23 protein-coding genes, 1 tRNA gene and 1 pseudogene are annotated in these 23,595 nt (G+C 63.1%); 12 read left to right on the top strand and 13 right to left on the bottom strand.

Annotated features, from left to right (window positions below; all coding sequences use genetic code 11):
• Positions 1 to 457: 457 nt before the first annotated feature.
• Positions 458 to 1,390: a LysR substrate-binding domain-containing protein gene (locus tag IAG25_RS11055; RefSeq protein WP_035498841.1), complete on the bottom strand. Its 933-nt coding sequence runs from the start codon at positions 1,388 to 1,390 to the stop codon at positions 458 to 460.
• Between the two features lie 271 nt (positions 1,391 to 1,661).
• Between IAG25_RS11055 and IAG25_RS11050 the strand changes: the two genes are divergently transcribed.
• The 4 genes from IAG25_RS11050 (at position 1,662) to IAG25_RS11035 (ending at position 6,483) form a co-directional block, all read left to right on the top strand.
• Complete coding sequence (locus tag IAG25_RS11050; RefSeq protein WP_187604877.1) at positions 1,662 to 3,236, top strand: ABC transporter ATP-binding protein; 1,575 nt, start codon at positions 1,662 to 1,664, stop codon at positions 3,234 to 3,236.
• A 5-nt stretch (positions 3,237 to 3,241) separates the two neighbouring features.
• Positions 3,242 to 4,348 (top strand): ABC transporter permease, encoded by a 1,107-nt coding sequence (locus IAG25_RS11045; protein ID WP_187604876.1) that lies wholly within the window; start codon positions 3,242 to 3,244, stop codon positions 4,346 to 4,348.
• Between the two features lie 13 nt (positions 4,349 to 4,361).
• Positions 4,362 to 5,291 (top strand): ABC transporter permease, encoded by a 930-nt coding sequence (locus IAG25_RS11040; protein WP_187604875.1) that lies wholly within the window; start codon positions 4,362 to 4,364, stop codon positions 5,289 to 5,291.
• A 106-nt stretch (positions 5,292 to 5,397) separates the two neighbouring features.
• Positions 5,398 to 6,483: a BMP family ABC transporter substrate-binding protein gene (locus IAG25_RS11035; protein WP_187604874.1), complete on the top strand. Its 1,086-nt coding sequence runs from the start codon at positions 5,398 to 5,400 to the stop codon at positions 6,481 to 6,483.
• Positions 6,484 to 7,190: 707 nt separating this feature from the next.
• On the opposite strand, the gene IAG25_RS11030 is transcribed toward IAG25_RS11035, so the two are convergent.
• The 4 genes from IAG25_RS11030 to IAG25_RS11015 all read right to left on the bottom strand — a co-directional run bounded on the left by IAG25_RS11030 (position 7,191) and on the right by IAG25_RS11015 (position 10,433).
• Positions 7,191 to 7,397 (bottom strand): dodecin, encoded by a 207-nt coding sequence (locus IAG25_RS11030; protein ID WP_035498835.1) that lies wholly within the window; start codon positions 7,395 to 7,397, stop codon positions 7,191 to 7,193.
• Between the two features lie 214 nt (positions 7,398 to 7,611).
• Positions 7,612 to 8,103: a hypothetical protein gene (locus IAG25_RS11025; RefSeq protein ID WP_035498834.1), complete on the bottom strand. Its 492-nt coding sequence runs from the start codon at positions 8,101 to 8,103 to the stop codon at positions 7,612 to 7,614.
• 322 nt (positions 8,104 to 8,425) lie between these two features.
• Positions 8,426 to 8,869 (bottom strand): large conductance mechanosensitive channel protein MscL, encoded by a 444-nt coding sequence (gene mscL / locus IAG25_RS11020; RefSeq protein ID WP_035498832.1) that lies wholly within the window; start codon positions 8,867 to 8,869, stop codon positions 8,426 to 8,428.
• Positions 8,870 to 9,047: 178 nt separating this feature from the next.
• Positions 9,048 to 10,433, bottom strand: a complete 1,386-nt coding sequence (locus tag IAG25_RS11015; protein WP_187604873.1) for a DUF2252 domain-containing protein — start codon at positions 10,431 to 10,433, stop codon at positions 9,048 to 9,050.
• Positions 10,434 to 10,678: 245 nt separating this feature from the next.
• On the opposite strand from IAG25_RS11015, the gene glgX reads away from it, so the two are divergent.
• The gene (gene glgX, locus IAG25_RS11010) at positions 10,679 to 12,889 is read left to right on the top strand and encodes a glycogen debranching protein GlgX (RefSeq protein ID WP_187604872.1); all 2,211 of its coding nucleotides are present in this window, start codon (positions 10,679 to 10,681) and stop codon (positions 12,887 to 12,889) included.
• A 355-nt stretch (positions 12,890 to 13,244) separates the two neighbouring features.
• On the opposite strand, the gene IAG25_RS11005 is transcribed toward glgX, so the two are convergent.
• The 3 genes and pseudogenes from IAG25_RS11005 to IAG25_RS41420 all read right to left on the bottom strand — a co-directional run.
• Complete coding sequence (locus IAG25_RS11005) at positions 13,245 to 14,462, bottom strand: tetratricopeptide repeat protein (protein ID WP_187604871.1); 1,218 nt, start codon at positions 14,460 to 14,462, stop codon at positions 13,245 to 13,247.
• A gap of 147 nt (positions 14,463 to 14,609) precedes the next feature.
• Positions 14,610 to 15,290, bottom strand: coding sequence for a PspA/IM30 family protein (locus IAG25_RS11000; RefSeq protein ID WP_187605066.1), 681 nt, complete (start codon positions 15,288 to 15,290; stop codon positions 14,610 to 14,612).
• A 335-nt stretch (positions 15,291 to 15,625) separates the two neighbouring features.
• Positions 15,626 to 15,913, bottom strand: a pseudogene (locus tag IAG25_RS41420) (plasmid mobilization protein); the annotation flags it as partial.
• 491 nt (positions 15,914 to 16,404) lie between these two features.
• Between IAG25_RS41420 and IAG25_RS10990 the strand changes: the two are divergent.
• Positions 16,405 to 18,960: a penicillin-binding protein 1A gene (locus IAG25_RS10990; protein WP_187604869.1), complete on the top strand. Its 2,556-nt coding sequence runs from the start codon at positions 16,405 to 16,407 to the stop codon at positions 18,958 to 18,960.
• A gap of 75 nt (positions 18,961 to 19,035) precedes the next feature.
• On the opposite strand, the gene IAG25_RS10985 is transcribed toward IAG25_RS10990, so the two are convergent.
• The 3 genes from IAG25_RS10985 to IAG25_RS10975 form a co-directional block, all read right to left on the bottom strand.
• Entirely contained in the window at positions 19,036 to 19,467 is a 432-nt protein-coding gene (locus tag IAG25_RS10985; protein WP_187604868.1) for a copper chaperone PCu(A)C, read from the bottom strand.
• Positions 19,468 to 19,474: 7 nt separating this feature from the next.
• A complete protein-coding gene (locus IAG25_RS10980; RefSeq protein WP_187604867.1) occupies positions 19,475 to 19,837 on the bottom strand; it encodes a copper resistance CopC family protein in 363 nt (120 codons plus the stop codon).
• Positions 19,838 to 19,952: 115 nt separating this feature from the next.
• Positions 19,953 to 20,333 (bottom strand): DUF2946 domain-containing protein, encoded by a 381-nt coding sequence (locus tag IAG25_RS10975; protein WP_187604866.1) that lies wholly within the window; start codon positions 20,331 to 20,333, stop codon positions 19,953 to 19,955.
• A gap of 194 nt (positions 20,334 to 20,527) precedes the next feature.
• Between IAG25_RS10975 and IAG25_RS10970 the strand changes: the two genes are divergently transcribed.
• Positions 20,528 to 20,604, top strand: a tRNA-Met gene (locus tag IAG25_RS10970).
• Here the strand turns inward: IAG25_RS10970 and IAG25_RS10965 are convergent.
• Complete coding sequence (locus IAG25_RS10965; protein WP_187604865.1) at positions 20,583 to 20,843, bottom strand: hypothetical protein; 261 nt, start codon at positions 20,841 to 20,843, stop codon at positions 20,583 to 20,585. The genes IAG25_RS10970 and IAG25_RS10965 overlap by 22 nt on opposite strands.
• Between IAG25_RS10965 and IAG25_RS10960 the strand changes: the two genes are divergently transcribed.
• Both IAG25_RS10960 and IAG25_RS10955 read left to right on the top strand, forming a co-directional pair.
• On the top strand, positions 20,842 to 21,339 hold the full coding sequence (locus IAG25_RS10960; RefSeq protein ID WP_187604864.1) for a heme-degrading domain-containing protein: 498 nt from the start codon (positions 20,842 to 20,844) through the stop codon (positions 21,337 to 21,339). The two genes, IAG25_RS10965 and IAG25_RS10960, sit on opposite strands and share 2 nt — an antisense overlap.
• Before the next feature lie 36 nt (positions 21,340 to 21,375).
• A complete protein-coding gene (locus tag IAG25_RS10955) occupies positions 21,376 to 21,714 on the top strand; it encodes a DMT family transporter (RefSeq protein WP_187604863.1) in 339 nt (112 codons plus the stop codon).
• Between the two features lie 21 nt (positions 21,715 to 21,735).
• On the opposite strand, the gene IAG25_RS10950 is transcribed toward IAG25_RS10955, so the two are convergent.
• Positions 21,736 to 22,119, bottom strand: a complete 384-nt coding sequence (locus IAG25_RS10950) for a hypothetical protein (RefSeq protein WP_187604862.1) — start codon at positions 22,117 to 22,119, stop codon at positions 21,736 to 21,738.
• A 308-nt stretch (positions 22,120 to 22,427) separates the two neighbouring features.
• On the opposite strand from IAG25_RS10950, the gene IAG25_RS10945 reads away from it, so the two are divergent.
• From IAG25_RS10945 to IAG25_RS10935, 3 genes are all read left to right on the top strand, one after another.
• Positions 22,428 to 22,694, top strand: a complete 267-nt coding sequence (locus tag IAG25_RS10945; protein WP_187604861.1) for a hypothetical protein — start codon at positions 22,428 to 22,430, stop codon at positions 22,692 to 22,694.
• Positions 22,694 to 23,047 (top strand): hypothetical protein, encoded by a 354-nt coding sequence (locus IAG25_RS10940; protein ID WP_222946482.1) that lies wholly within the window; start codon positions 22,694 to 22,696, stop codon positions 23,045 to 23,047. Before IAG25_RS10945 ends, IAG25_RS10940 begins: the two co-directional genes overlap by 1 nt.
• A 201-nt stretch (positions 23,048 to 23,248) precedes the next feature.
• A complete protein-coding gene (locus IAG25_RS10935; protein WP_035498949.1) occupies positions 23,249 to 23,533 on the top strand; it encodes a DUF1488 domain-containing protein in 285 nt (94 codons plus the stop codon).
• Positions 23,534 to 23,595: the final 62 nt, after the last annotated feature.

Here is a 23,595-nt window from a genome sequence, read left to right as displayed (position 1 = left end):
GGGCTTGGATCGCGCACGGTCTGCCGCACCACATGTTTTGGCGCGCTGGTTCAGCACCAAATAGCTTCGGCACAGCGCTACGCGCTGCCGTCGGGTCTGCAAGCGAAACCATCGAAGAAGCACGTGCACACCCGATTGACCCATCGGCCGCGAAGCGGGCCGGAGCTATTTGGTGCTGAGCCAGTTCGTTGTGTGGTGCGATGTGTCGGACCGTGCGCGATCCAAGCCCTTATCTGCTTGTGGGGGCACTCGCTACTGCCGGGCCATTAGGCCAATCGTCTGTGCCGCGGCCGGTGTGAAGTGCTTAGGCTGGGGAGAGCTGTTTCTTTGGTTACTTTCTTTGCAGCAGCAAAGAAAGTGACCCCCGCCCCGGGGAGGGGCAGAGCAAATAGACCGACGCGAAAACAGGTTTCACGAACGAACGCAAAGACAAGCGAGCGAAAAACCAAAAGCAACCTCAAGGCTGATCGATCAACGACCGCGTCGCCTCGGCGACGAGCCCCCGCAGCCAGCGAACCTCATCGGAATAATGACACCGCTCATGCCACAACTGGTAATACTGCATCGGCGGGAAATCGAGCGGCGCGGGCACGACCGCGAGCGGCAGAAACCGCGCGTAATGGTCCGCGAAAAGCCGCGTCGTCGTGAAGACGAGATCCGACTTGATCAACACGTAAGGCGCGAGATTGAAGTACGGCAACGTAACGACGACATGACGCTTCAAACGCTCCCGCGCAAGATGCACGTCGATCGCACCGCGCTGCCCGACGGAATAGGGCGTCGGTGCGAGATGCGGCGCGTTCAGGTACTGATCGAGCGTGAGCCCGCCGCGCTTGGCGAACGGATGTTGATTGCTGACGAGACACACGATCTTGTCGACGAACAGATTGGAGAGGTGCAACTGTTCGGGCGGCTCGGGCCAGTTGCCCACGACGATGTCGAGCTTGCCGTCTTCGAGCGCCAGCTCGTAATCGAACGCGGGGCCGAGCGAATGGAACTCGAGCGTCGCGTCGGGCGCAGCCTGCCGGAATCGTTCGACGACGGTCGGCACGAACAGCACGTTCAGATAGTCGGGACAGCCGATGCGATAGCACCGCACCGACGTCGAAGGATCGAAGTTGTGCTGCTGGACCTTGATGCGCTCGATTTCGCGCAGCGCGTTTTGCGTAGGTTCGAGCAGGCGCAGACCATATTCGGTCGGCACCATGCCGGACTTGCCGCGCACGAGCAACGGGTCGCCGGTGATATCGCGCAACCGGCGCAAGGCGGCGCTGATGGCGGGTTGCGACTGATTGAGCTTGACGGCCGCACGCGTCACGCTGCGTTCCATCAAGAGGGTATGCAAGACGCGTAACAGATACGTATCGATCGCCTCGCGTTGCTGACTCATGTTATCTCCACTATATGTTCTGGCTGATCGATGCGGGGGTGCAACATATCATTTTTAATATGACGTAAAAATTTCGTCAAGGTGTGGCTTACCCGCAAACACTGGCTTTAGCGGTACGCAACACATAATTTTGAGTTATCGACTTAGCGTCCCGAATTCTGTAAATTCTGCCCGCGATATGAGTTTGTGCGACACCGCCGTGTCACGCGCTCGTGAGCGGTAACTTTTCCAGCCCGGTCTGCTCGGTGGCCAGGCGCATTTCTGGATTTCAATGGGCGACGCCATTTCCACGTCGATGACGCCACCGCGCCTGGCGTTGTCGGGTATCAGCAAACAGTATCCGTCCGTCAAGGCGAACGACGGCGTGAATCTCGTCGTCATGCCGGGGGAAATTCACGCCGTGCTCGGCGAGAACGGCGCGGGCAAATCCACGCTGATGAAGATCATCTACGGCGCGGTGCGCCCGGATGAAGGCGAAATCCGCTGGCAAGGCGAAACGGTCGAGATCGGCAGTCCGGCCGCCGCGCGCAAGCTCGGCATCGGCATGGTGTTCCAGCACTTCTCGCTGTTCGAGACGTTGACGGTCGGCGAGAACATCGCGCTCGCGCTCGACGAGAAGTTCGACATGAAGGCGCTCGGCAAACGCATCCGCGAAGTGTCGAAGGACTACGGCCTCGATGTCGATCCGCAGCGGCACGTGCACAGCCTCACCGTCGGCGAGCGGCAACGCGTGGAAATCGTGCGCTGCCTGCTGCAGAATCCGCGTCTGCTCATCATGGACGAGCCGACCTCGGTGCTCACGCCGCAGGCCGTGCAGAAGCTCTTCAAGGTGCTGCGACGCCTCGCCTCCGAGGGTTGCAGCATTCTATACATCAGCCACAAGCTCGACGAAATCCAGTCGCTCTGCGAAAACGCCACCGTGATGCGAGGCGGGCGCGTGACCGGCAACGTCGATCCGCGCAAGGAAACGCAGGCATCGCTCGCGCAACTGATGGTCGGTCATTCGCTGCCCGACTACACGCGCCGCGAGCACAATCCGGGCGACGTGCGGCTCGCGGTGAAAAACCTGTCGGTGGCGAGTCCCGATCCGTTCGGCACATCGCTTGAGAACGTCTCGTTTTCCGTGCACGCGGGCGAGATCTTCGGCATCGCGGGCGTGTCGGGCAACGGACAGGCGGAACTGCTCGCGGCGCTTTCGGGCGAAATCCGCGACCGGCACGTCGCGCCCGATGCCGTCTCGATCTGCGGCAAGCCCGCCGCGCGTCTGACCGCGGGCGGACGGCGCCGGCTCGGCTTCGCGTTCGTGCCCGAGGAACGCCTCGGGCGCGGCGCGGTACCGGCGATGTCCCTCGCCGATAACGGTCTGCTCACCGCGCATCGCGACAACATGGTGCGCGGCGGCTGGATCAGATCGGGCACGGTGAGGTCGTTCGCCGAGCGCTGCATCAAGTCGTTCGATGTGCGCTGCGGCGGCAGCGATGCGCTTGCGCAGAGCCTGTCGGGCGGCAACCTGCAGAAGTTCATCGTCGGGCGCGAGATTCTTCAGGAGCCGAAGGTGCTCGTGGTCGCGCAGCCGACCTGGGGCGTCGATGTCGGCGCGGCGGGCTTCATCCGCCAGCAACTGCTCGATCTGTCGGCGCGGGGCGTGGCCATCCTCGTCATTTCCGAAGAGCTCGAAGAACTCTTCGACATCTGCGACCGGCTCGCCGTGATCGCGCGCGGCAAGCTCTCGCCGGTGCGCAAGACAAGCGAAACCAACGCGGAGGAAGTCGGCCTCTTCATGGCCGGTCTTTTCGAAGGCAAGTCCGCGCCCGCCGCCGAACCCGACTCTCTCTTGAAGCATTAAGCACGATGATCTTCCCCTATCGACTCGAAGCGCGCCCGACGCCCTCGCGCGCCATGCAGCTCGCGGTGCCGGTGGTCGCCGCCGTCGCGACGCTCGTCATCGGCTTTCTGATTTTCAGTCTCGTCGGCCAGGACCCGTTGCGCGCGATGCACGCGTTCTTCATCGAGCCGCTTTCGAGCGTCAACGGCTGGTCCGAGCTCGTGCTGAAAGCGTCGCCGCTGTGCCTGATCGGACTCGGGCTCGCGGTCGGCTATCGCGCGAACGTGTGGAACATCGGCGCGGAAGGGCAGATGCTGCTCGGCGGCATCGTCGCGGGCGGCATCGCGATCCATGTCGGCGATGCGTCCGGCTGGTGGACGCTGCCCCTGATGATGGCGGGCGGCGTCATCGGCGGGATGGTGTGGGCGGGGATTCCCGCGCTGCTGAAGAGCCGCTTCAACACCAATGAAATCCTGACGAGCCTGATGCTCACCTACGTCGCGGCGCAATTGCTGATCTATCTGGTGAGCGGCCCGTGGCGCGACCCGGAAGGCATGAACTTCCCGATCTCGGCGATGTTCGGCGACGATGCGCTGTTCCCGCGTCTCTACGGCGACTGGCACTGGGCGTGGCTCAAGGGCACGCGCATCAACGCGTCGGTGTTTCTGACGGCGATCACGATTCCGTGCGTGTGGCTCTTCATGCGCAAGAGCTTCGCGGGCTTCCGGATGAACGTCGGCGGTCTCGCACCGCTCGCCGCGCGCTACGCCGGTTTCTCCGACAAGAAAACGATCTGGACATCGCTGCTCCTGTCCGGCGGCCTCGCGGGCCTCGCCGGGATGGGCGAAGTCGCCGGTCCGATCGGCCAGCTTCAGGCGGGCTGGTCGCCGGGCTACGGCTTCACGGCGATCATCGTCGTGTTCGTGGGACGACTGCATCCGGTGGGCATCGTGCTCGCGAGCCTGCTGATGGCGCTCCTGTATCTCGGCGGCGAAGCCGTGCAGACCTCGCTGCAATTGCCGCAAGCGCTCGCGGGCGTGTTCCAGGGCTTGCTGCTCTTTTGCCTGCTCGGCTGCGACCTGTTCGTGAATTACCGCATCAAGCGCAGGACGCCTGCGCATCACGCCGCATGACGAGGCAATAAAAATGGACATCAATCAGGCCAGCAACCTCGCGTCGAGCGCCGTGATCGCCGCCATCCCGCTGATGTACGCGGGCGCGGGCGAACTCGTCGCGGAAAAATCGGGCGTCCTGAATCTCGGCGTCGAAGGGATGATGCTGATGGGCGCCGTCACCGGCTATGCCGTCACCGCGATCACCGGCAGTCCGTGGCTGGGCATCGTCGCGTCCGTGTTCGCGGGGCTCGCGATGGCGCTGCTGTTCGGCTTTCTCACCATCACGATGCTCGCCAATCAGGTCGCGACGGGCCTGTCGCTGACGATCTTCGGCATCGGCTTTTCGGCGTATGTCGGCAAGCCGTATACGTCGGCGGCGGTGCGCGCGAGCATCGACGTGATGCCGCTTCCCGGCCTCGCGAACATTCCCGTGCTCGGCCCCGCGATCTTCTCGCTCACGCCGCTCGGCTATCTCGCGTTCATCATGTTCGGCGTGATCGGCTGGTTCCTCTACAAGACGCGCGCGGGGCTCGTGCTGCGCTCGGTCGGCGAATCGCCCGCGGTCGCGCATGCGGTGGGCTTTCCGGTCGTCGGCGTGCGTTATGGCGCGACGCTCTTCGGCGGTGCGATGGCCGGTATCGCGGGCGGCTACTACTCGATCGTCTATCTGCACGTCTGGCAGGAGCAACTCACATCGGGGCGCGGCTGGATCGCGCTTGCGCTCGTCGTGTTCGCGACCTGGAGGCCGGGCCGCCTGCTGATCGGCGCGCTGCTCTTCGGCTCGGTGATGGCGCTGCAGTTCTACGCGCAGGCGATCGGCGTGCCCGTGCCGACGCAATTCCTCGCGATGCTGCCTTATATCGCAACGATCGTCGTGCTCGTGCTCATCTCGCGCAACCCGAACACGATCAAGCTCAACGCGCCGGCATCGCTCGGCAAGCCGTTTTTCGCGGCGAGCTGATGCTGTTGTTCTCGCGCAGCATCGCGGTTTCGCTCTCATTTTTGACCGACCAAACTGACGCGGGGCTGCATGACCGCTTCACACAACATCGACCAGGAGAATCACAATGAATAAACCATGGCTGAAGGCGATCACTGCGACGGTCGCATTGTCCGCCACCGTCGCGGCCCTGAGCGCGCGGGCAGCGGATGCGCCGGGCGTCGCGTTCGTCTATCTCGGCAATCCGGGCGATGCGGGCTGGACCTTCGCGCACGATGCGGGCAGCAAGGAAGCCGAAGCGAAGTTCGGCAGCAAGATCAAGATCACGCGCGTGGAGAACGTGCCTGAGTCGGCGGATTCGGAACGCGTGTTCCGCGATCTCGCGAACAAGGGCAACAAGGTCATCTTCGCGACGAGCTTCGGCTATCAGGATTTTGCGCTGAAGGTCGCGAAGGATTTTCCGGACACCATCTTCCTGACAGCAACGGGCTTCAAGAAGGCGAAGAACTTCGGCACGTATGACGTGCGCATGTATCAGGGCGCGTATCTGGCGGGCGTCGCCGCGGGCTACGTGACGAAGACCAACACGCTCGGCTTCGTCGCGTCGGTGCCGATTCCGGAAGTCGTGCGCAACATCAACGCTTACACGATGGGCGCGCGCTCCGTGAACCCGAAGGTCCATACGAAGGTCATCTGGATCAATAGCTGGTTCGATCCAGGCAAGGAAAAGCAGGCTGCCGAAACGCTGATCGGGCAGGGTGCCGATGTGCTGCTGCAGAACACGGATTCGAATGCGACGCTCAATACCGCCGCCGAGAAGAAAGTCTTCGCGTTCGGCTGGGATTCGAACATGAAGAAGTTCGGCCCGAGCGCGCATCTGGGCTCGGTGGTCGCGCACTGGGGCGTGTACTACAACACGGTGATCCAGCAAGTGCTCGACGGCAAGTGGAAGAACGATCCGGTGTGGCTTGGCATTCCGCAGAAGGCTGTCGATCTCGAAGATTTGAACACTGGCGCGATTCCCGCGAAGGCGGTGCAGGCGGTTGCCGCGAAGCGTGACGAACTGCATACGGGCAAGTGGGATGTGTTCAGTGGTCCGATCAAGGATCAGTCGGGGGCGGAGAAGGTGCCGGCGGGCAAGACGCTTTCCGATCCGGAGCTGCAGCGGATCAACTGGTATGTCGAGGGGGTCGACGGGTCGTTGCCGAAGTAAGGTTTTTTTTGCGATTGATCCCGTGATCGTGTCGGTTTATTAGCACTGCCCCTGTGCGGGGCGGCACCTACTTTCTTTGCTGCTGCAAAGAAAGTAGGCAAAGAAAGCAGCTTCTCACCGCCCGCGGTCACACGCACGTTGGCCATGCTTGCCAGCCCGCGGTGGCCCTCGCCTAAGTGTCGCCCCCGAAGGCCCAATCGGGCTTGGCTCGCGCACGGTCTGCCGCACCAAATGTTTAAGCGCGCTGGTTCAGCACCAAATAGCTTCGGCACAGCGCTACGCGCTGCCGTTGGGTATGCGAGGGAAACCATCGGAGAAGAAGCGTACGCGAACCCGATTGACCCGTCGGCCGCGTAGCGGGCCGGAGCTATTTGGTGCTGAACCAGTTTGTTGTGTGGTGCGATGAGTCAGACCGTGCGCGGTCCAAGCCCCGCGAGACCTACGAGGGCACTCGCTACAGCTGGGCCATTAGGCCAATCGCCTGTGCCGCGGCCGGTGTGAAGTGCTTAGGCTGGGGAGAGCTGTTTCTTTGGTTACTTTCTTTGCAGCAGCAAAGAAAGTGACTGCCGCCCCGCACAGGGGCAACGCTAATAGACCGACGCGAAAACGGGATCCGGCAAAAAGCCGGCCCCGGCATGCACGCAGCCATCATCGAACGCAAACGGGATCGGCCAAAAGCCCACCCCCGGCTCGCGGGGGCGCCGCCATCAATCGATCCGCAGTCCCACCTTGATCGTCACCTGCCAGTGCAGGACCTTGCCATCATCGATGTGTCCTCGTGTTTCCACCACCTCGAACCAGTGCATGTTGCGCAGCGTTTTCGACGCCTTCTCGAGCGCGACGCGCACGGCGTCATCGCTCGATTGCGGCGATGAGCCGGTCAGTTCGATCTGCTTGTAGACGTGTTCCGACATGGTGTTCTCCTTGTAGTCCCTCAAGGGGATGTCTTCCGATGCAGCAAAGCACGCGCCATCACGCTTTCGCGCGTGGCTTCCATTAAAGGACAGGAACGCTTACGGGAGTAGTCGGGGTTTGCGCGAAGCACGCCGCCGCGCAGACAATGACACGCGAGGCCTCGTTCACGAGGCCCGCATGCATCGGGGACAAACAGGAAAGCTCAGAGAAGGATCAACGCAGAGGCCGCGAAGCAGCATCGCCCGCGTCCTGACGGCGCGTGCCGCGACGCCTGCGCGCCGAAACCGTCGCGCCGAATTCGCTCAGGATCTGCGTTCGGGCGCGGCTCGCGAACACGAGGAAACCAAAGCCGTTGGCCTCGTACCAATAACCGCCGTTCTCCAGTCCGTCGAGCGGCTGCTCGAGCGCATTGGTGATCGATTCGACACAACGCCTGTGCAGCTCGTCGATGGCCGGGTACGGCGGCTGTGCGCCGCGCACGCTGCACAGAAGAACATCGAGCCCCGGCAGGACATGCGCGTACAGCACCGGTTCATCCTGGGCGCGAGCTCGGGCAATCTTCGTGTCGAGCTGACCAAATGGCTTGAAATGCCGCAGCACGGCGAGAAAAGACTCGTCGCCATCGGCCTTCACGCGCTTACGCTTTTTCGGGAAGGACATAAAAACTCGCCTGAAAAAGAATTGCAAGAAACGCAGCGTCCTCATGCGGCCACTCCCGTCTTGCGCGCCGCACGTCGATCTTTTATAGCGCATCGATGTGATTAGGTCACGGTGAATCGGGCCATTCGTCATTGTGACCGGCAAAACGCCGGTGCACGTTCCTGGCGCATGATTCGTGCCGATGACCGTTTGGCGGCCCGCTTGGCATCCCTCTGAGCATCTATCCCAATAATAGTCCCGCTGCTACCCGCGCGAACAGCTTTCGTAAAGAAAAAAGCGGGTGGGCGCACCAAGCGTGCGGGGTGACTCTTTGGGCAGACCCATGCGCGTCGCACGGGTTCCGCCCGTTTCGAGCGGGTTTGCCCGGCTAGACGCGCGGCGCGTTCTTGAGTTCGTCGCGGATTTCGCGCAGCAGCAGCACGTCTTCCGGCGTCGCGGGCGGCGGCGTGGTTTCGGAAGGCTTGCGCAGATTGTTGATGAACTTGACCATCAGAAAGATGATGAACGCGAGGATGATGAAGTTGATCAGCGTCGTGATGAACGAGCCGTAGCCGAACACGGCGACGCCCGCCGTCTGCAAGTCCTTGTACGAATCCGGATTGCCCTTGAAGGTTGGCGGTATCTGTCCGAGTTTTACGAATAGGTTTGAAAAGTCCAGGCCGCCGGTGGCAAGACCGACGACCGGCATGATCAGATCCTTCACGACGGAGTTCACGATCGTCGAGAATGCGCCGCCGATGATGACACCGACCGCGAGGTCCATGACGTTGCCCTTCAGGGCGAAGTTCTTGAATTCTTCGATCATGCTCATGCGCGGCTTCCTCCAGTTTGAGTTAGACGGTTGTGCGGGCTTAAGCGGCAGCAAGGGCTATGCCATTGAGACATCCGCGAAACGCGCAGCGAAGCGCGTTTCAGCGCAGACAGCGTCAATGATAGTCAATTCGACTGCGGACCGCCCGCGCGCCGAAAATCGCGCACGCCTGCGATCATCATGCGGCAGGCACGCGGCCCACGCTGATCGCCGCGCAAAAGGCGGCGTGATCGGCGACTGTCTGCGCGCCGTAGCGCTCGGCCCAACTCGCGTAGGCCGCGTCGAGGCGATCCGAGTTGCCGCAATACCCCGCGATGAGCGCGGCGTCGCCCGTGCGCGCGTGGGCCCGGCCGAGCAGGAGGCCGAGACACCACGCGTAAAAATCGAAGGTGGCGCCGTGCAGCCAGTCCATGGGAATCGAGCCGCGAATCTGTTTCATCTGTCGTACGTAGAAATCGCGGCCGGATATGGTCGTCCAGCCGAGCAGCGCGTCCGACGAACTCTGCAAGAGCCGCTGGCCATGCACGACGCGCCGTCCCTGATGCCGATACGGTTCGTCGAGCGGCGGCACGAAGGGCGCGGCGGCGGGCACGATGCCTTCCTTCACCTGAATGAAAAGCGGATCGCCGAGCGCGCGCCCGAGCATCAGCACGAGATACGCGCGCGTGCCGACACTGCCCACGCCGACGACGCGATGCGCCACATCCACGACGTCGTAACGCTCGAGCATCATGCGCCATTCGCCCGCGATGGTCTGCAAATACGCCTTCAGGCCATCGATCACATGATTTTTTTCGGCGGCGTCGAGACTCGTGAGGATCGGCGGATCGACCTTGAAGCGATAGCTGTTGCCGGCCGGTTCCGCGACTTTCGCGAGCATCGTCGCGTGCGAGCGCTTCATCGCGCGCTCGACGGTCTTTTCGATGGTCGCTTTTTCGTCGGCGTCGAGCTTCGTCGGGGCGTCCATGTGCAGCGCGCTCGCGTAGGAGCGCATCTGCCAGAGATCGTAGGGGCTCACTTGCCAGAGATCGGCCATCGTCGTGCGATACGCGGCGCATGCCGAGCGCACCGCGCGCTCGCGCCCGGCGGCGTCGACGCCGTTCTCGCGCGCAGCCACGTTGATGCTCGCGGTCAGGCGCTTCAGATCCCATTCCCAGGGACCGACAAGCGTTTCGTCGAAGTCGTTCAGATCGAACACGACGTCCTGGCGCGGCGTGCGAAAAAGGCCGAAATTATTGACGTGCGCATCGCCGTCGATGATGACGTTGTGCCCGATCGACGGCGACTTCGCCAGATCCCACGCCATCACGGTCGCGGAGCCGCGCAGGAACGCGAACGGCGACTCGGCCATGCGCTGCATGCGCAGCGGAATAAGCCGCTCCTGCCGGCCTGCGTTGCCCGCGAGCACGCGCTCGACGGGATCGGGCCTGTCGTGCTCGGGCGACCACGCGCCGTGGGCGTCGAACGGAACCGCGTCGCGCAACGCGCGGCCGGTCGCACGGCTTTCTTCGGCCGTGCCGTTGAGCGGTGAATTCGACGTCGCGGAACCGGGGCGTGTGGACAAGGCGTATTCTCCTTCGGCGATGGGCGCGTGCGTCGAACGTGCCGGGGAGCGTCGGGCACGGAACGTTTTACACGCGGCGCGTGGCGAGCATGAGGCGTCGGACGTCGCGGAAGGTATGAAGCAAGCGGCGCGCCGACACAGCGCAAACGGGCACGCTAAATGCTCCTTACGATCCGCTTGAAGCCCCTCAATGCCAACGCACGATTCCGACGCAGCGCGCGTCAACCATTCGAACACATCATCTCATGCCGAACGAAATCCGCATTGCCGAAGGCTCCCCGTTTCCGCTCGGCGCGAACTGGGACGGAAAGGGCGTCAATTTCGCGCTCTTTTCCGCGAACGCGACCAAGGTCGAGCTGTGTCTCTTCGACGAGAAGGGCGAGAAGGAAACGCAGCGCATCGAGCTGCCCGAATACACCGACGAAGTCTGGCACGTCTACGTGCACGGGCTCGAACCCGGCGCGGTCTACGGTTATCGCGTGCACGGTCCTTACGAACCGGAAGCGGGACATCGCTTCAATCCGAACAAGCTGCTGCTCGATCCTTACGCGAAGGCGCACGTCGGCACGCTGAAATGGGATCCGGCCTTGTTCGGCTACACGCTCGACGCCGAAGGCGACGATCTCACCTTCGACGAACGCGACAGCGCGCCCTTCATGCAGAAGTGTCAGGTCATCGATCAGACATTCAGCTGGACCCACGCGACGCGCGTGCGCGTGCCGTGGGAACACACGATCTTCTACGAAACGCACGTGCGCGGCTACACGAAGCTGCATCCGGCGATTCCCGAGCACATGCGCGGCACCTTCGAAGGGCTCGGGCAGAAGGAAGTGGTCGAGTACATCAAGAGCCTCGGCGTGACGTCGGTGGAACTGTTGCCGATCCATACGTTCGTCAACGACAGTTATCTGCTCGACAAGGGCCTCACGAATTACTGGGGCTACAACACGATCGGCTTTTTCGCTGCCGATCCGCGCTATTTCGCGCGCGGGCCGGGCGTCGTCGCCGAGTTCAAGGAGATGGTCGACCGGCTGCACGAAGCCGGCCTCGAAGTGATTCTCGACGTCGTGTACAACCACACCGCCGAAGGCAACGAGCGCGGGCCGACGCTGTCGTTCCGCGGCATCGACAATGCGTCGTACTACCGGCTGATGCCGGAAGAATCGCGCTACTACATCAACGATACTGGCACGGGCAACACGCTCAATCTCTCGCATCCGCGCGTGCTGCAGATGGTTACCGACAGCCTGCGCTACTGGGTGACGGAGATGAATGTCGACGGCTTCCGTTTCGACCTCGCGACGATCCTCGGCCGCGAACCGTACGGCTTCGACGAAGGCGGCGGATTTCTCGACAGTTGCCGGCAGGACCCGATTCTGTCGAGTGTCAAGCTCATCGCGGAGCCGTGGGATTGCGGGCCGGGCGGTTATCAGGTCGGCGGCTTTCCGCCGGGCTGGGCCGAATGGAACGACCGCTATCGCGACACGGTGCGCGAGTTCTGGAAAGGCGACGAAGGCGTCGCGCCGGAACTGGCGACGCGCATCACCGCATCGGGCGACAAGTTCAACAAGCGCGGACGCAGGCCGTGGGCGAGCGTCAACTTCATCACCGCGCACGACGGCTTCACGCTGAACGATCTCGTGTCGTACAACGAAAAGCACAACGATGCGAACGGCGAGGACAACAACGACGGCCATTCGGACAACAAGTCGTGGAACTGCGGCGCCGAAGGCCCGACCGACGACGCGGAAATCCGCACGCTGCGTGAACGCCAGAAGCGCAACATGCTCGCGACGCTCCTGTTCTCGCAAGGCACGCCGATGCTGCTCGCGGGCGACGAATTCGGCCGCACGCAGAAGGGCAACAACAACGCGTACTGCCAGGACGACGACATCAGCTGGGTGAACTGGGACCTCGACGACGATGGCCGCGCGCTCGCCGAGTTCGTGCGCAAACTGACGACGCTGCGTCACACGCTGCCCGTGCTGCGGCGCCAGCGCTTCCTCACGGGCGAATACAACGAGGCCTTGCAGGTGGCCGATGTCAGATGGCTCGGCACGACCGGCGACGAGCTTACGCAGGAGCAATGGGACGATCCGAACATGCGCTGCTTCGCGATCGTCTTCGACGGCCGCGCGCAGGCGACCGGCATCCGCAAGCCGGCATCGGACGCGACGCTTTTGCTGATCGTGAACGCCTATCACGACGTGGTCGATTTCACGCTGCCGGATATTCCGGGCCCGGACGAATGGATCTGTCTGATCGACACGAATGCGCCGATCCGCGAGGAATTGCCGGAGTTCGGTTCGGACGACGTGTATCAGGTGACGGGCCGCTCGCTGCTGCTGTTCGCGCTTCAGCCGCGCGGCGCGACGAGGCGGATTTTCAAGCGTCTGGAGGAAGCGCTGACGGACGAAGCGCCGCCCGAAAGCGAAGAGAAGAAAGCGGAAGGCTGAAGCTCGCATCGCCGGGACGCCATGCGCGACCGGGTATCATGCGATTCTTTGCACTAGAGACAGGAGGCGGCGCGAGCCGCCTTCTTTTTTCCACGATGCCTGTTTCATTCACGCATGAACGCGCGCTCATCGAAGGCCGCGCTGCGCAAACGGCATGATCCTGCACGCCATTCTGCACGTCGCGAGCTGGGATCAGCTCGAACGCATCTGGGAATTCATCGTCGGCTTCTTCAAGTTTCTGTGGGGCCTGTTGCGTTTTCTCGGCGGCGGATGATGCGCCGATTCTCCACGCCGTAACGAAAAGGGCCCCGCGCAAACGGGGCCCTCGATCATGCGTGCGCGACAAGCGGCAGGGTCAGGAATCGCGCCAGCTGTCGTCGCTGCTGCCGAGGTCTAGGCCGCCGCCGCCGCCGCTGCCATCGTTCCAGTCGTTCGAGCCATTGCCGAAATCGAGGCCGCCGCCGTTGTTGTTGTTGCCGAAGTCGAGACCGCCGTTGTCGTTTTGCGCCGGGCGATCGACAGGCACTTCGCGCTCGATCACGCGATCGCGCCCATGCGACAACGCTTCGCCCAGCAACACGCCGGTGAGCAGTCCGCCCATGCCGCCGCCGAATCCGCCGCCGCCTTGCTGAATGATGACGGGCGGTTGCTGCCCCTGCTGCGGTGGATAAGGCGGATAGGGCCCTTGCTGCGGATACTGTTGCTGGCCACGTCCGAAACGCTCGGCTTCCTGCGCATACGGCGAGCCGGCCGCCGCACCCGCTTGAGCGTTGTTCGCGGCGTTCGGATCGGGACGGCCCTCGGCGCGTGCCTTCAAACTCGCGACCTGGTTCGCCAGATCGTCGATCGCATACGGCGGCACCGGATTCTTCGAGTTCGACAGCGATTCGACCATCTCGCGCAACTGCGTCTCCGCGCCTTCGACATCTTTAAGGAGCGCCTCGTGACCCGGCGCGGTGGAGAGCCGGACGTCGAGCTTGAGCGTGCGCACGTCGTTGAGCAGCTCGGTCGCGCGCTTGATCTGCGAGCGGCGGTCGTTCTCGGCCTGACCGTCGTCGCGTGCGCGGGCGCGTCGCAAGCCCCAGCGCAGCACGAGTGCGATCGCCGCGATCAGCAGCGCGAAACCGATCCACGCGCCCATGCCGATGCCGTGCTTTTGCGGCGCGGCGGACGCCTGTTCCTGATTGAACGGATTCTGCGCGCTCGAAGTAGTTGCGCCGTTGTTCGAGCGCGGCGAGATGCTCGCGCGCGTCGCATCGGCCTGGATGCGGGCTTGCGTGGCGGCGAAGCGCGACGGATCGGTGAAGCTCAGCGAGGGATCGAGCGATTTGGCCTGCTGAAGCTGCGAAAGCGCGTCGCTGTAGCGGCCCTCGCGGTCGAGCACCTGCGCATACAGGTAGTGCGCATGCGCGTTCTTCGGATGCGCGCTGAGCACTTCGCTCAACTGGGAGTCGGCCTGTTGCCAGTTGCCCTGCGTCATCGACTGCTCGACCTGCTGCGCGGTCGGCACGGCGAACGCGAGCGGAGAAGCGAGCGACAGCGACAACGCCAGAGCCGTCAAAGTCTTTTTCATGATGCGGGCCGGACGCGATGAACGTCCGTCTCCTGTCGATGCTGCAAACGGATGATGCAAGTCGTGATGCTCAAGGTAACGCATATTCGTGCGACGCGCGGCGGACCCGGAAGTTCGCCGCGCGCCGCCGCCTTTCAGATGCAGCACTTACTGGGCCGGCGTGTTCAACTGCTTCTTCAGCGCTTCGAGACGATCTTCCACCGATGGCCCGCGATTGAGCGCGGCGAGCTTGTCCTCGAGCGCCTTGCCGGAGTTCTGGTCCGCCGAATTCAGACGCGCGTCCGAGCGGGCGTTGGCGAGCTGAACCTTGTCTTCGAGCTTCTGAAAGTCTTCGGAAAGATTCTTTCCGCCGATGCCGCCCAGCGCGGTTGCCGCCGTGTCCTTCGCCTGCGCGATCTGCTGCTTGGCCTGAAGGATATTCGAGCGCGCGTTGAGATCGTTGCGGCGCTGGCGCATGTCCGCGATCTGCTTTTTCAGATGCTCGACCGAGGGCACGAGCGTTTGCAGTTCCGCCGCGAGCGCGTCGCGTTCGGTTTCGGCGTTGGACTGCGCCGCGAGTGCTTCGCGCGCGAGACTTTCATCGCCCGACTGAAGCGCGCGCTTCGCGCCGTCTTCGTATTTCCTGGCTTTATCTGCTGCTGCGTCGCGCTTGCTTTGCTGCGTCGCGACCTGCGCTTCGATCTCGATGAGCGAGTTCTCCGCCTTCGCGATGCTGTCGTCGAGCTCGCGCACGATCTGGCGTGCGTCGCGCGAAGGGTCCTGCATGGTGTCGGCGGCGTCGTTCAAGAGGCCTCTGACCGTGCGCGTGATGGAATCGAAAAGCGACATGTATTTCTCCTGGATGAAGACGGCGGCGTGCGCGCCCACCTGCGTGCCACGCGGCTCGAATGTGAGGCGCAATGCGCGGGATTGCAAGCGTCGTGAGCCTCACGCTCACGCCGGGTTTACCCGCTCATTAGATCATGCCGTGACTTAATCGGGACTTAACGGAAGGTTAAGGAGTGTAACGATGCGCCGTGCCGGAGAAGCGGACCACGGTAGCGGTGCAGCTAGCGTTCGGAACGCGTGTCGTCCGTCAGCGAGGCATCGTCGCCCTGATCCGTGTCGTGCTCGGCATCCTCTTCAGATTGGGCTTGCTGAGCTTGAGAAACGGTGCGCGCCTGCGCCGCGCGCTTGGTTGCGCTTGCCGCCGCTTCGCGGGCCTCGCGCGCGGCGGCTTTCGCGGCGACGCTCTTCAGCGCGGCGTTGAGCGCATCGGGGGCCTTCGGCGCACGCAGACGATCGACGATGCCCGCGACCTTGATCTGCTCGCTCGTCGCGTTGAAGTTCAGCACCGCGCGCCGCATGAGCTCGCTCACGCTGATGCCGAGGTTGTCCGCTGTCTTGCTGATGGCCAGCTTCTGCGCGGGGGTCACGAAAACAACGATGCGTTCGCTGGGTTTGGTCGTCATGAGCGGCTCGCAAACAGTAAGGCAATCGTATGGGACGATCGCGACTTCGGTTCATCAAACGGCACGACATCGTTACTGCAGGCCCACCCGACCTGTTCCGGGGAACCTGCGATCCACTCAACCATCATATCGGTTTGCGGGCGGCCGTGCGTGTGAACCACCGCGCATCCCATGCGTTTGAGCATTGCGCAAAAACGGCGCGCGATCAACGACTTGGATATTTTCTCATACGGTTGTCCACAAGGCTCTCAACACTTTCTGTGGGTAACCCAACATTCACGCGCGTTCCGGCGGCGCGCGGGCATTTACTTACAAAAAATTCCCGCTGGTTTTGTAGTGGCGCGCGCGAATTCTTTAAAATGCGCTGTTATCTTCGGTCGATACCGGCCCGCACATTCACTCGTCCCGCCTTTGCAGTAGCGCCAAAGCTTCGGCGCATCGCATCGCAGCTCGGCAGCGCGCGCTTCACGGCGCGCCGAACGAACCCAGTCATGCCTATCATCAAACGACCCGACTCATCCAATTCCTCGCGATACGATCGCGAACCCCGCTGGAACGACTCTCGCAACGACTCACGCAATGACTCGGGCGGCCGCGACGGCGGCGGGCGCAACGGCGGAAACGGCCGCAATGGCGGCAATGGCCGTAACGATCGCAACGGCGGCGGGCGAGGCCGTTCGCCCTTCGCGCGCATCGCGCTCTGGTTCGCGGGGCTCGCCGCGATCGGCGTGGTGATCGGCGCGCTCATCGTCGGCTATGCGCTCGTCGTCATGGGGCCGAATCTGCCGTCGCTCAATGCGCTGATCGACTACCGGCCGAAGGTGCCGCTGCGCGTCTATACCGCCGATCACGTGCTGATCGGCGAGTTCGGCGAGGAGCGGCGCAGCCTCGTGCGCTTTCAGGACATCCCCGACCAGATGAAGAAGGCCGTCCTCGCGATCGAGGATTACCGCTTTTACGATCACGGCGGCGTCGACTTCGTGGGCATCCTGCGCGCGGGCGTGACCGATCTGACGCACGGCGGCGCATCGCAGGGCGCGAGCACGATCACGATGCAGGTCGCGCGCAACTTCTTTCTGTCGAGCGAGAAGACGTACACGCGCAAGATCTATGAAATGCTGCTCGCGTACAAGATCGAGCGCGCGCTGACGAAGGATCAGATTCTCGAGGTCTATATGAATCAGATCTATCTCGGCGAGCGCGCCTACGGCTTTTCGGCTGCGGCACGCGTGTACTTCGGCAAGGATCTGAAGGACATCTCGCTCGCCGAAGCGGCGATGCTCGCGGGCCTGCCGAAAGCGCCGTCGGCGTATAACCCGGTCGTCAATCCGAAGCGCGCGAAGGTGCGTCAGCAATACATTCTCAAGCGCATGCTGGACCTGAACTTCATCACGCGCGAACAGTACGATAAGGCGATCGCCGAGGATATCCACACGAAGTCCGCGGGCACCGAGTACGGCGTGCATGCGGAATACGTCGCGGAAATGGTGCGGCAGATGATGTACGCGCAGTACAAGGAAGAAACGTACACGCGCGGCCTCACGGTGACAACGACCATCGATTCCGCCGATCAGGATGCCGCGTACAAGGCCGTGCGCAAGGGCGTGATGGATTACGAGCGCCGGCACGGCTATCGCGGGCCGGAAGGCAACATCAATCTGCCGTCGAACGCGGACGATCGCGCCGAGGCGATCGAAGACGCGCTCGTCGATCATCCGGACAACGGCGAACTCGTCGCGGCGGTCGTGACGGCCGCGAGCCCGAAACAGGTGACGGCGCAGTTCGTCGGCGGCGATACCGCGACCATCGCGGGCGAAGGATTGCGCTTCGTGGCGGCGGGGCTGCGCAACAATGCATCGAAGGCGCTTGCGATCAAGCCGGGTTCGATCGTGCGCCTCACGAAGGACGACAAGGGCAACTGGCAGATCACGCAACTGCCGCAGGTCGAGGGCGCGCTGGTTTCGATGACGCCGCAGGATGGCGCGATCCGCGCGCTCGTCGGCGGCTTCGACTTCAACAAGAACAAGTTCAATCACATCACGCAGGCATGGCGTCAGCCGGGTTCGAGCTTCAAGCCGTTCATCTATTCGGCGGCGCTCGACAAGGGTCTCGGACCGGCGACCATCATCAACGATGCGCCGCTGTACTTCCCCGCGGCGGGCGGCGGCGATGCCTGGGAACCGAAGGACGACGACCAGCCCGACGGCCCGATGTCGATGCGCACCGGCCTGCAGAAGTCGAAGAACCTGGTGTCGATCCGCATTCTGTCGTATATCGGCACGGGCTACGCGCAGGACTTCGTCACGCAGAAGTTCGGCTTCGACAAGGACAAGACGCCGCCTTATCTCCCGCTCGCGCTCGGCGCCGGCCTTGTCACGCCCTTGCAACTGAGCGGCGCGTATTCGGTGTTCGCGAACGGCGGCTATCGCATCAATCCGTATCTCATCGCCGACGTCGCCGATGCGCGCGGCACCGTGATCTCGCGCGCCAATCCGCTCATGGCCGGCAGTAACGCACCGCAGACGCTCGAGCCGCGCAACGCGTACATCATGAACAGCCTGCTGCATACGGTCGCGACGCAGGGTACCGGCTCGGGCACCAATGTGCTCAAGCGCAACGACCTGCAAGGCAAGACCGGCACGACCAACGACGCGAAGGATGGCTGGTTCGCCGGCTATCAGAAGCAGCTCGTCGCGGTTGCGTGGATGGGCTATGACCAGCCCAAGACGCTCGGCAGCCGCGAGTTCGGCGCGCAGCTCGCGTTGCCGATCTGGGTCGAGTACATGGGACGTGCGTTGCGCGGCATTCCGCAGGAGCAGATGGCGAAGCCCGATGGCATCACGACCGTGGACGGCGAATTGTTCTACGCCGACCGCACGCTGGGCGCGGGCTTCGTCGCGAGCATCGGGCTCGACAACACCAATCCGATGGCGGGCGATGCGACCACGATGGGCGGCGTCGGACCGGCGGGCATGCAGGCGCCCCCGACACCGCAAGTCACGACCGACGAACGCAAGCAGATCATGGACATGTTCAGCAGGCCGTGAAGTGATGCGGCACAGTCGATAAAAAAGCGCGCCGGGCTAAACACCCGGCGCGCTTTGCATTTCGGAGGCGTGCGTTCAGTGACCGACGGTCGCGGGTGACTTTACTTCACATTTCACGTCGAGCGTGGACTTGTCCGCGAACGAAAGGGTGAGGGGAATCGTCGAGCCGACTTTGAGCGGCTTGGGCGGCTCTTCGAGCATCAAGTGATAGCCCTTCGGCGCGAAGCTCAGCGTGCCGTGCGCGGGGACATCGACGGAATCGACCGGCGACATCGTGGCCGTGCCGCTTTTGCTCTCGGACTTGTGCATCATCGCCATGCCGAATGCGGGCGTCGCCGCGGCCGTGAGCGTCGCGGGCTTGTCGCCGTTATTCGCGACGGTGAAGTAGCCCGATGACGGCAGGTTCGGCGGCATCGCGCGAATCCAGCAATCGCGGGCTTCGAGCGTCGCGGCCTGTGCGAGCGATGCGCAGGCGAGAGTGCCCACGAGTACAGCGATTTTTTTCATTGCGTTCTCACTTGACGGTGAAGTTGTAGTGACCTTGCGTGCGATGCCCGTCTGCCGCAACCGCGGTCCATTGCACCTTGTAGACGCCCGGCGCGAGATCGGGAAGCGCGACGCTCATGTGCTTCTTGTCGCTGGCATCGACGGCGGATTTCGCGGTGTTGATCTGCGTGCCCTGAGCATTGGTGACGATGAGCTTGCTGAAGGTCGGTTCGAGCGCTTCGCCGAAGTCGATCGCGACTTCGTGCGGTGCGCTGACGGTTGCGCCGGGTCCGGGCTGTTGCACCTTCGGCAATGCATGCGCGAGCGCGAGCTGCGCCGATCCGAAGAACGCCAGCGCGAGCGCGCCGCGCATGATCGATGATGAAAGCATGATGGTTCCTTGCGTGCTCGAAGCCGCTGGCTTGTCGAGCAATGTTTGCTGCGTGCGAATGGCAGACTTCATCTCGCGCGGTGCGATGAACGAAGTCCATGCGTAGGAGCGTGAATCAGGCGAAGGCGGGCGGGGCGCGCGGTTGCGCGGCGTTGAGCAATGCGCGGCGCGGCGCATCGTCGAAGATGGCGTCGGCGAATGTTTCGTTTGACGGGAACGCGGAGAAGGTTCGATCGAGCGATACCGGCGGCGTCGGTGCGTGCGCGATGAGGTCGCAATAAGCGCACGCCTGAAGATGACCGACGGCGTCGTGATCGACCGGATGCGAATCGTGCGATGTGCGTGCATCGGCGGCGCACACGGAAGCGAGCATCGATTCGATGCGCACATGTTCGAACGCCTGCGATGCGACGGGCGCGAGCGAGAGCAGCAGGATCGCGCATATCGCCGCGAACCCGCTTATCTTCCCGATGATGCCCCGACGCAAGTGATGCATGTCGCGTTTGATCCGTTATCGATACATAGACCATGCTGAGCGGACGATTATGCCATGCGTGTTTTCACACGCTTTGCATCGGGGAGAGTCGCATCGACGCAGCATCGATGCTTCGCTTCTTCTTTTTCTTTGATCGAAGCAGATGGGGTCTTGCGACAAAGTAAGCGAGGACTTATAATCTTTTCTTCGACGGACGCGGGGTGGAGCAGTCTGGCAGCTCGTCGGGCTCATAACCCGAAGGTCGTAGGTTCAAATCCTACCCCCGCAACCAAAACCGTCCAGCATCACGCAGAAAAGCCCGGTCAAGCCGGGCTTTTTGCTTTTCAGCGCACGCATCGCGATGCGTCCATCGTGCAAACCCACGAACCGCACGAAGTCGCAATCGAACCAGTTCATGGCCGAAGCGCATGTGGCGGCTTCACATGCGCATGTCAAAATCGCAAAGACCGGCGCATGCACATGCGCCAATCCAATCCCATTCCACGCACGATAAAAGGAGTCCTCGCTCATGGACATTCCACACGTTCTGCAGGCTATCGCGCATCAGGAACACACGCTCGTGTTTTCGCAGTTTCACGCCGAGCATGCGTGGCAGATCGGCTCGCAGTTGCGCGAGATGGCGCTCGCGCGCGACGCAGCCGTCGTCATCGACGTGCGTACGTTCGGGCGCAAGCTCTTCTATGCCGCGATGGACAACACGACGCCCGACAACGCGCGCTGGATCGAACGCAAGTCGCGCACCGTCGAGCATTTTCGACGCAGCTCGTATGCAATCGGGCTCGCGCTGCAGCAGGCCGGCACGACGCTCGCCGACAAACACGCCCTCGATCCCGCCGAGTTCGCGACGCACGGCGGCGCATTTCCGTTGCGCGTGTCGGGCGCGGGCGTGATCGGTTCGGTCGCGGTGTCGGGTCTTCCGCAGCGCGACGATCATCAGATGGTCGTCGAAGCGCTATGCGCGGTGCTCGGCGAGAACTTCGGCAATCTTTCGCTCGGACGCGACTGACGTCATCGGCATCCTCGAATCGACACGACAACCAAGATGCGCTCAACCGCTTATGTGCTTCTCGCCATCGCGATCGTCGCCGAAGTCGTCGCGACCTCCGCGCTGCGCGCCTCCAACGGCTTCACGCGTGCGCTGCCCGCGGCCATCGTCGTGGTCGGATACGGGCTGTCGTTCTATCTGCTGTCGCTGACGCTGCGCGCGTTGCCCGTCGGCGTCGTGTATGCCGTGTGGTCGGGCGCGGGCATCGTGCTCATCACGATCGTCGCGGCGCTGCTCTTCAAGCAGACGCCCGATCTGCCCGCCATGCTCGGCATGGGCCTCATCGTGGCGGGCGTCGTGGTGCTCAATGCGTTCTCGAAGATGAGCGCGCACTGAAACACCCGATCGCGCGCAGGCTTATTTGCAGCGCACGATCATCGAGCGATTCTTGACGTTCGCCGAGATCACGTTGGTGATGCCGCCGCCGGTCGGGCCGCCTTCCTCGTTATCTTTCGAGACGATGTCGTAACCCGTCGCGCCGCATTTCTTGCCGGCGAGCACATAGCAGCTCGCCCAGCTCGATCCGGCGTCCGCGCCGCTGCAGTTGACGGCATAGCCGGTCTGTCCATCGGGCAGATTGATGAGCGATGCGTCGTTCGACGATGCGCACGCGCCGAGAGTCGAGATCGCGACGACAGCCGCGCCGAATGCCGCGGCACGCAGCCAGGAGACACGCGAGACAGCGCCGCCACGTGCGGCGCGTGCGGAGATACGGCGCATGCGCCGACCAGGTTCCTTCATCTTTACCTCGTGAGAGCGAAATGACGATATGCGCCCGCCGGCCTCGAGTTCGCGGGGAGAGCGCATTTTTTGAGATGTGCATTGTCCCATACGCCGCTTACGCGACACGTAAGCGGATGTTATCCGCGCGGCGCACGCCCGAAGCGCGATGGTCGCGCGGGCGCGTTGCTTGCGGAGCCACGATTGAACGCGCAAATCCGATGAACTATTTTCCGGATCGCGCACCTTAACCTCTGCAGTTTCGGTTGGAATTGCTTATCGGACGGCAGGACCAAAAGTGCCGCGAGCGAAAAAAGGGAGAGAAAGCCATGGCGGAAAGAGTCACGGGGCCATATCGAGGGTATTACATCAGTGCTTCGGCGCGGCTCGTGCAGTCGCACGGCGAGCATGACGGCGAAGCGCCGATCTATGTCGGCTCGGTCAGTCTCGCGCGCGGCGGGCCCGACGATGCGCATCGCTTCGAGGCGCTCGTCGATCTCGGACCCGAGCGGCGCTTCGCAACCGAAGGCGAGGCGCTCGTGCATGTGGAGCAGGCCGCGCGCGAATACATCGACCGCTTGCTGCAAGCGACGTGATGCGTCCCATCCATCTTCGACACGCCGTGCTGTACGACGTCGCGAATGGCCTGATCGATCTTTTTCCGAGCGGCGCGGATGTCGCGGAAATAGGTTTCGAGGCGACGCCCGCGCTCTTCGTGAGCTGGCGTACCGGCGGCGTCGCGAATCACCCCGGCAACATCGCGTGGGGCGTGCACTATCGCTTCGATGCGCAGGTGCTGCGTGACTATCCGCATCTGTCGGAGGAGGCGCGGCAGCGCGTATGCGAGCGCGTGCGCGAAATGAGCCGGTTGCTCGACTTCAACTACGCGGACCCTCTGGCGAGTTCGCTGCTCGTCGTGGATGTCGACGAAACCGTTCTTGCCGCGTGAACGGCGCGGGCGCTGGACCGCGTGGCGCGAGCGCGAGTACCATAGTCGCCGAATCGATTCGTGCGATCGTTTGCGGCGCTGCAAACACATTTGCATCGAATGGAGCAACGAAGCGGAGCAATGAAGCGCTTGAACGTCTTCGCGTTGGCGCCGACCCGATGCTTTCCCGGCCGGGCGCCACGCATCAGCAACGAGACAATCATGGATATTCGATTCCTCCCCGACGCGCCGGATTACCGCGATGCCAACCTGACCATCGAGTTCGCCGCGATCGTCGACGGACGACGCGTGCCGTGCGCGATTTCGGTGGAAGCGCTGGAAGATCATTTCGGCGCGCAAACCTATGACAGCGCCGGCTGGATCGATGCGTTCGATTCGGGCCGCACGCGTATCGAAGCCGTGGCGCGCGAGCATCTGCGCGTGACCAACGGTATGCCGGTGCTCCTGAAAAGCGGACACTTCCCACCGGGACGCGTCACGGTCTGATGCGCTGACGCACACGCACCTTCTTCTCTTACACGGCGCGATGTAAGACCTCCATCGCACCG

The organism is Caballeronia sp. EK, assembly GCF_014384845.1.
Classification (GTDB): Bacteria; Pseudomonadota; Gammaproteobacteria; order Burkholderiales; family Burkholderiaceae; genus Caballeronia; species Caballeronia jiangsuensis.
This window is presented reverse-complemented; position numbering and strand designations above follow the sequence as displayed.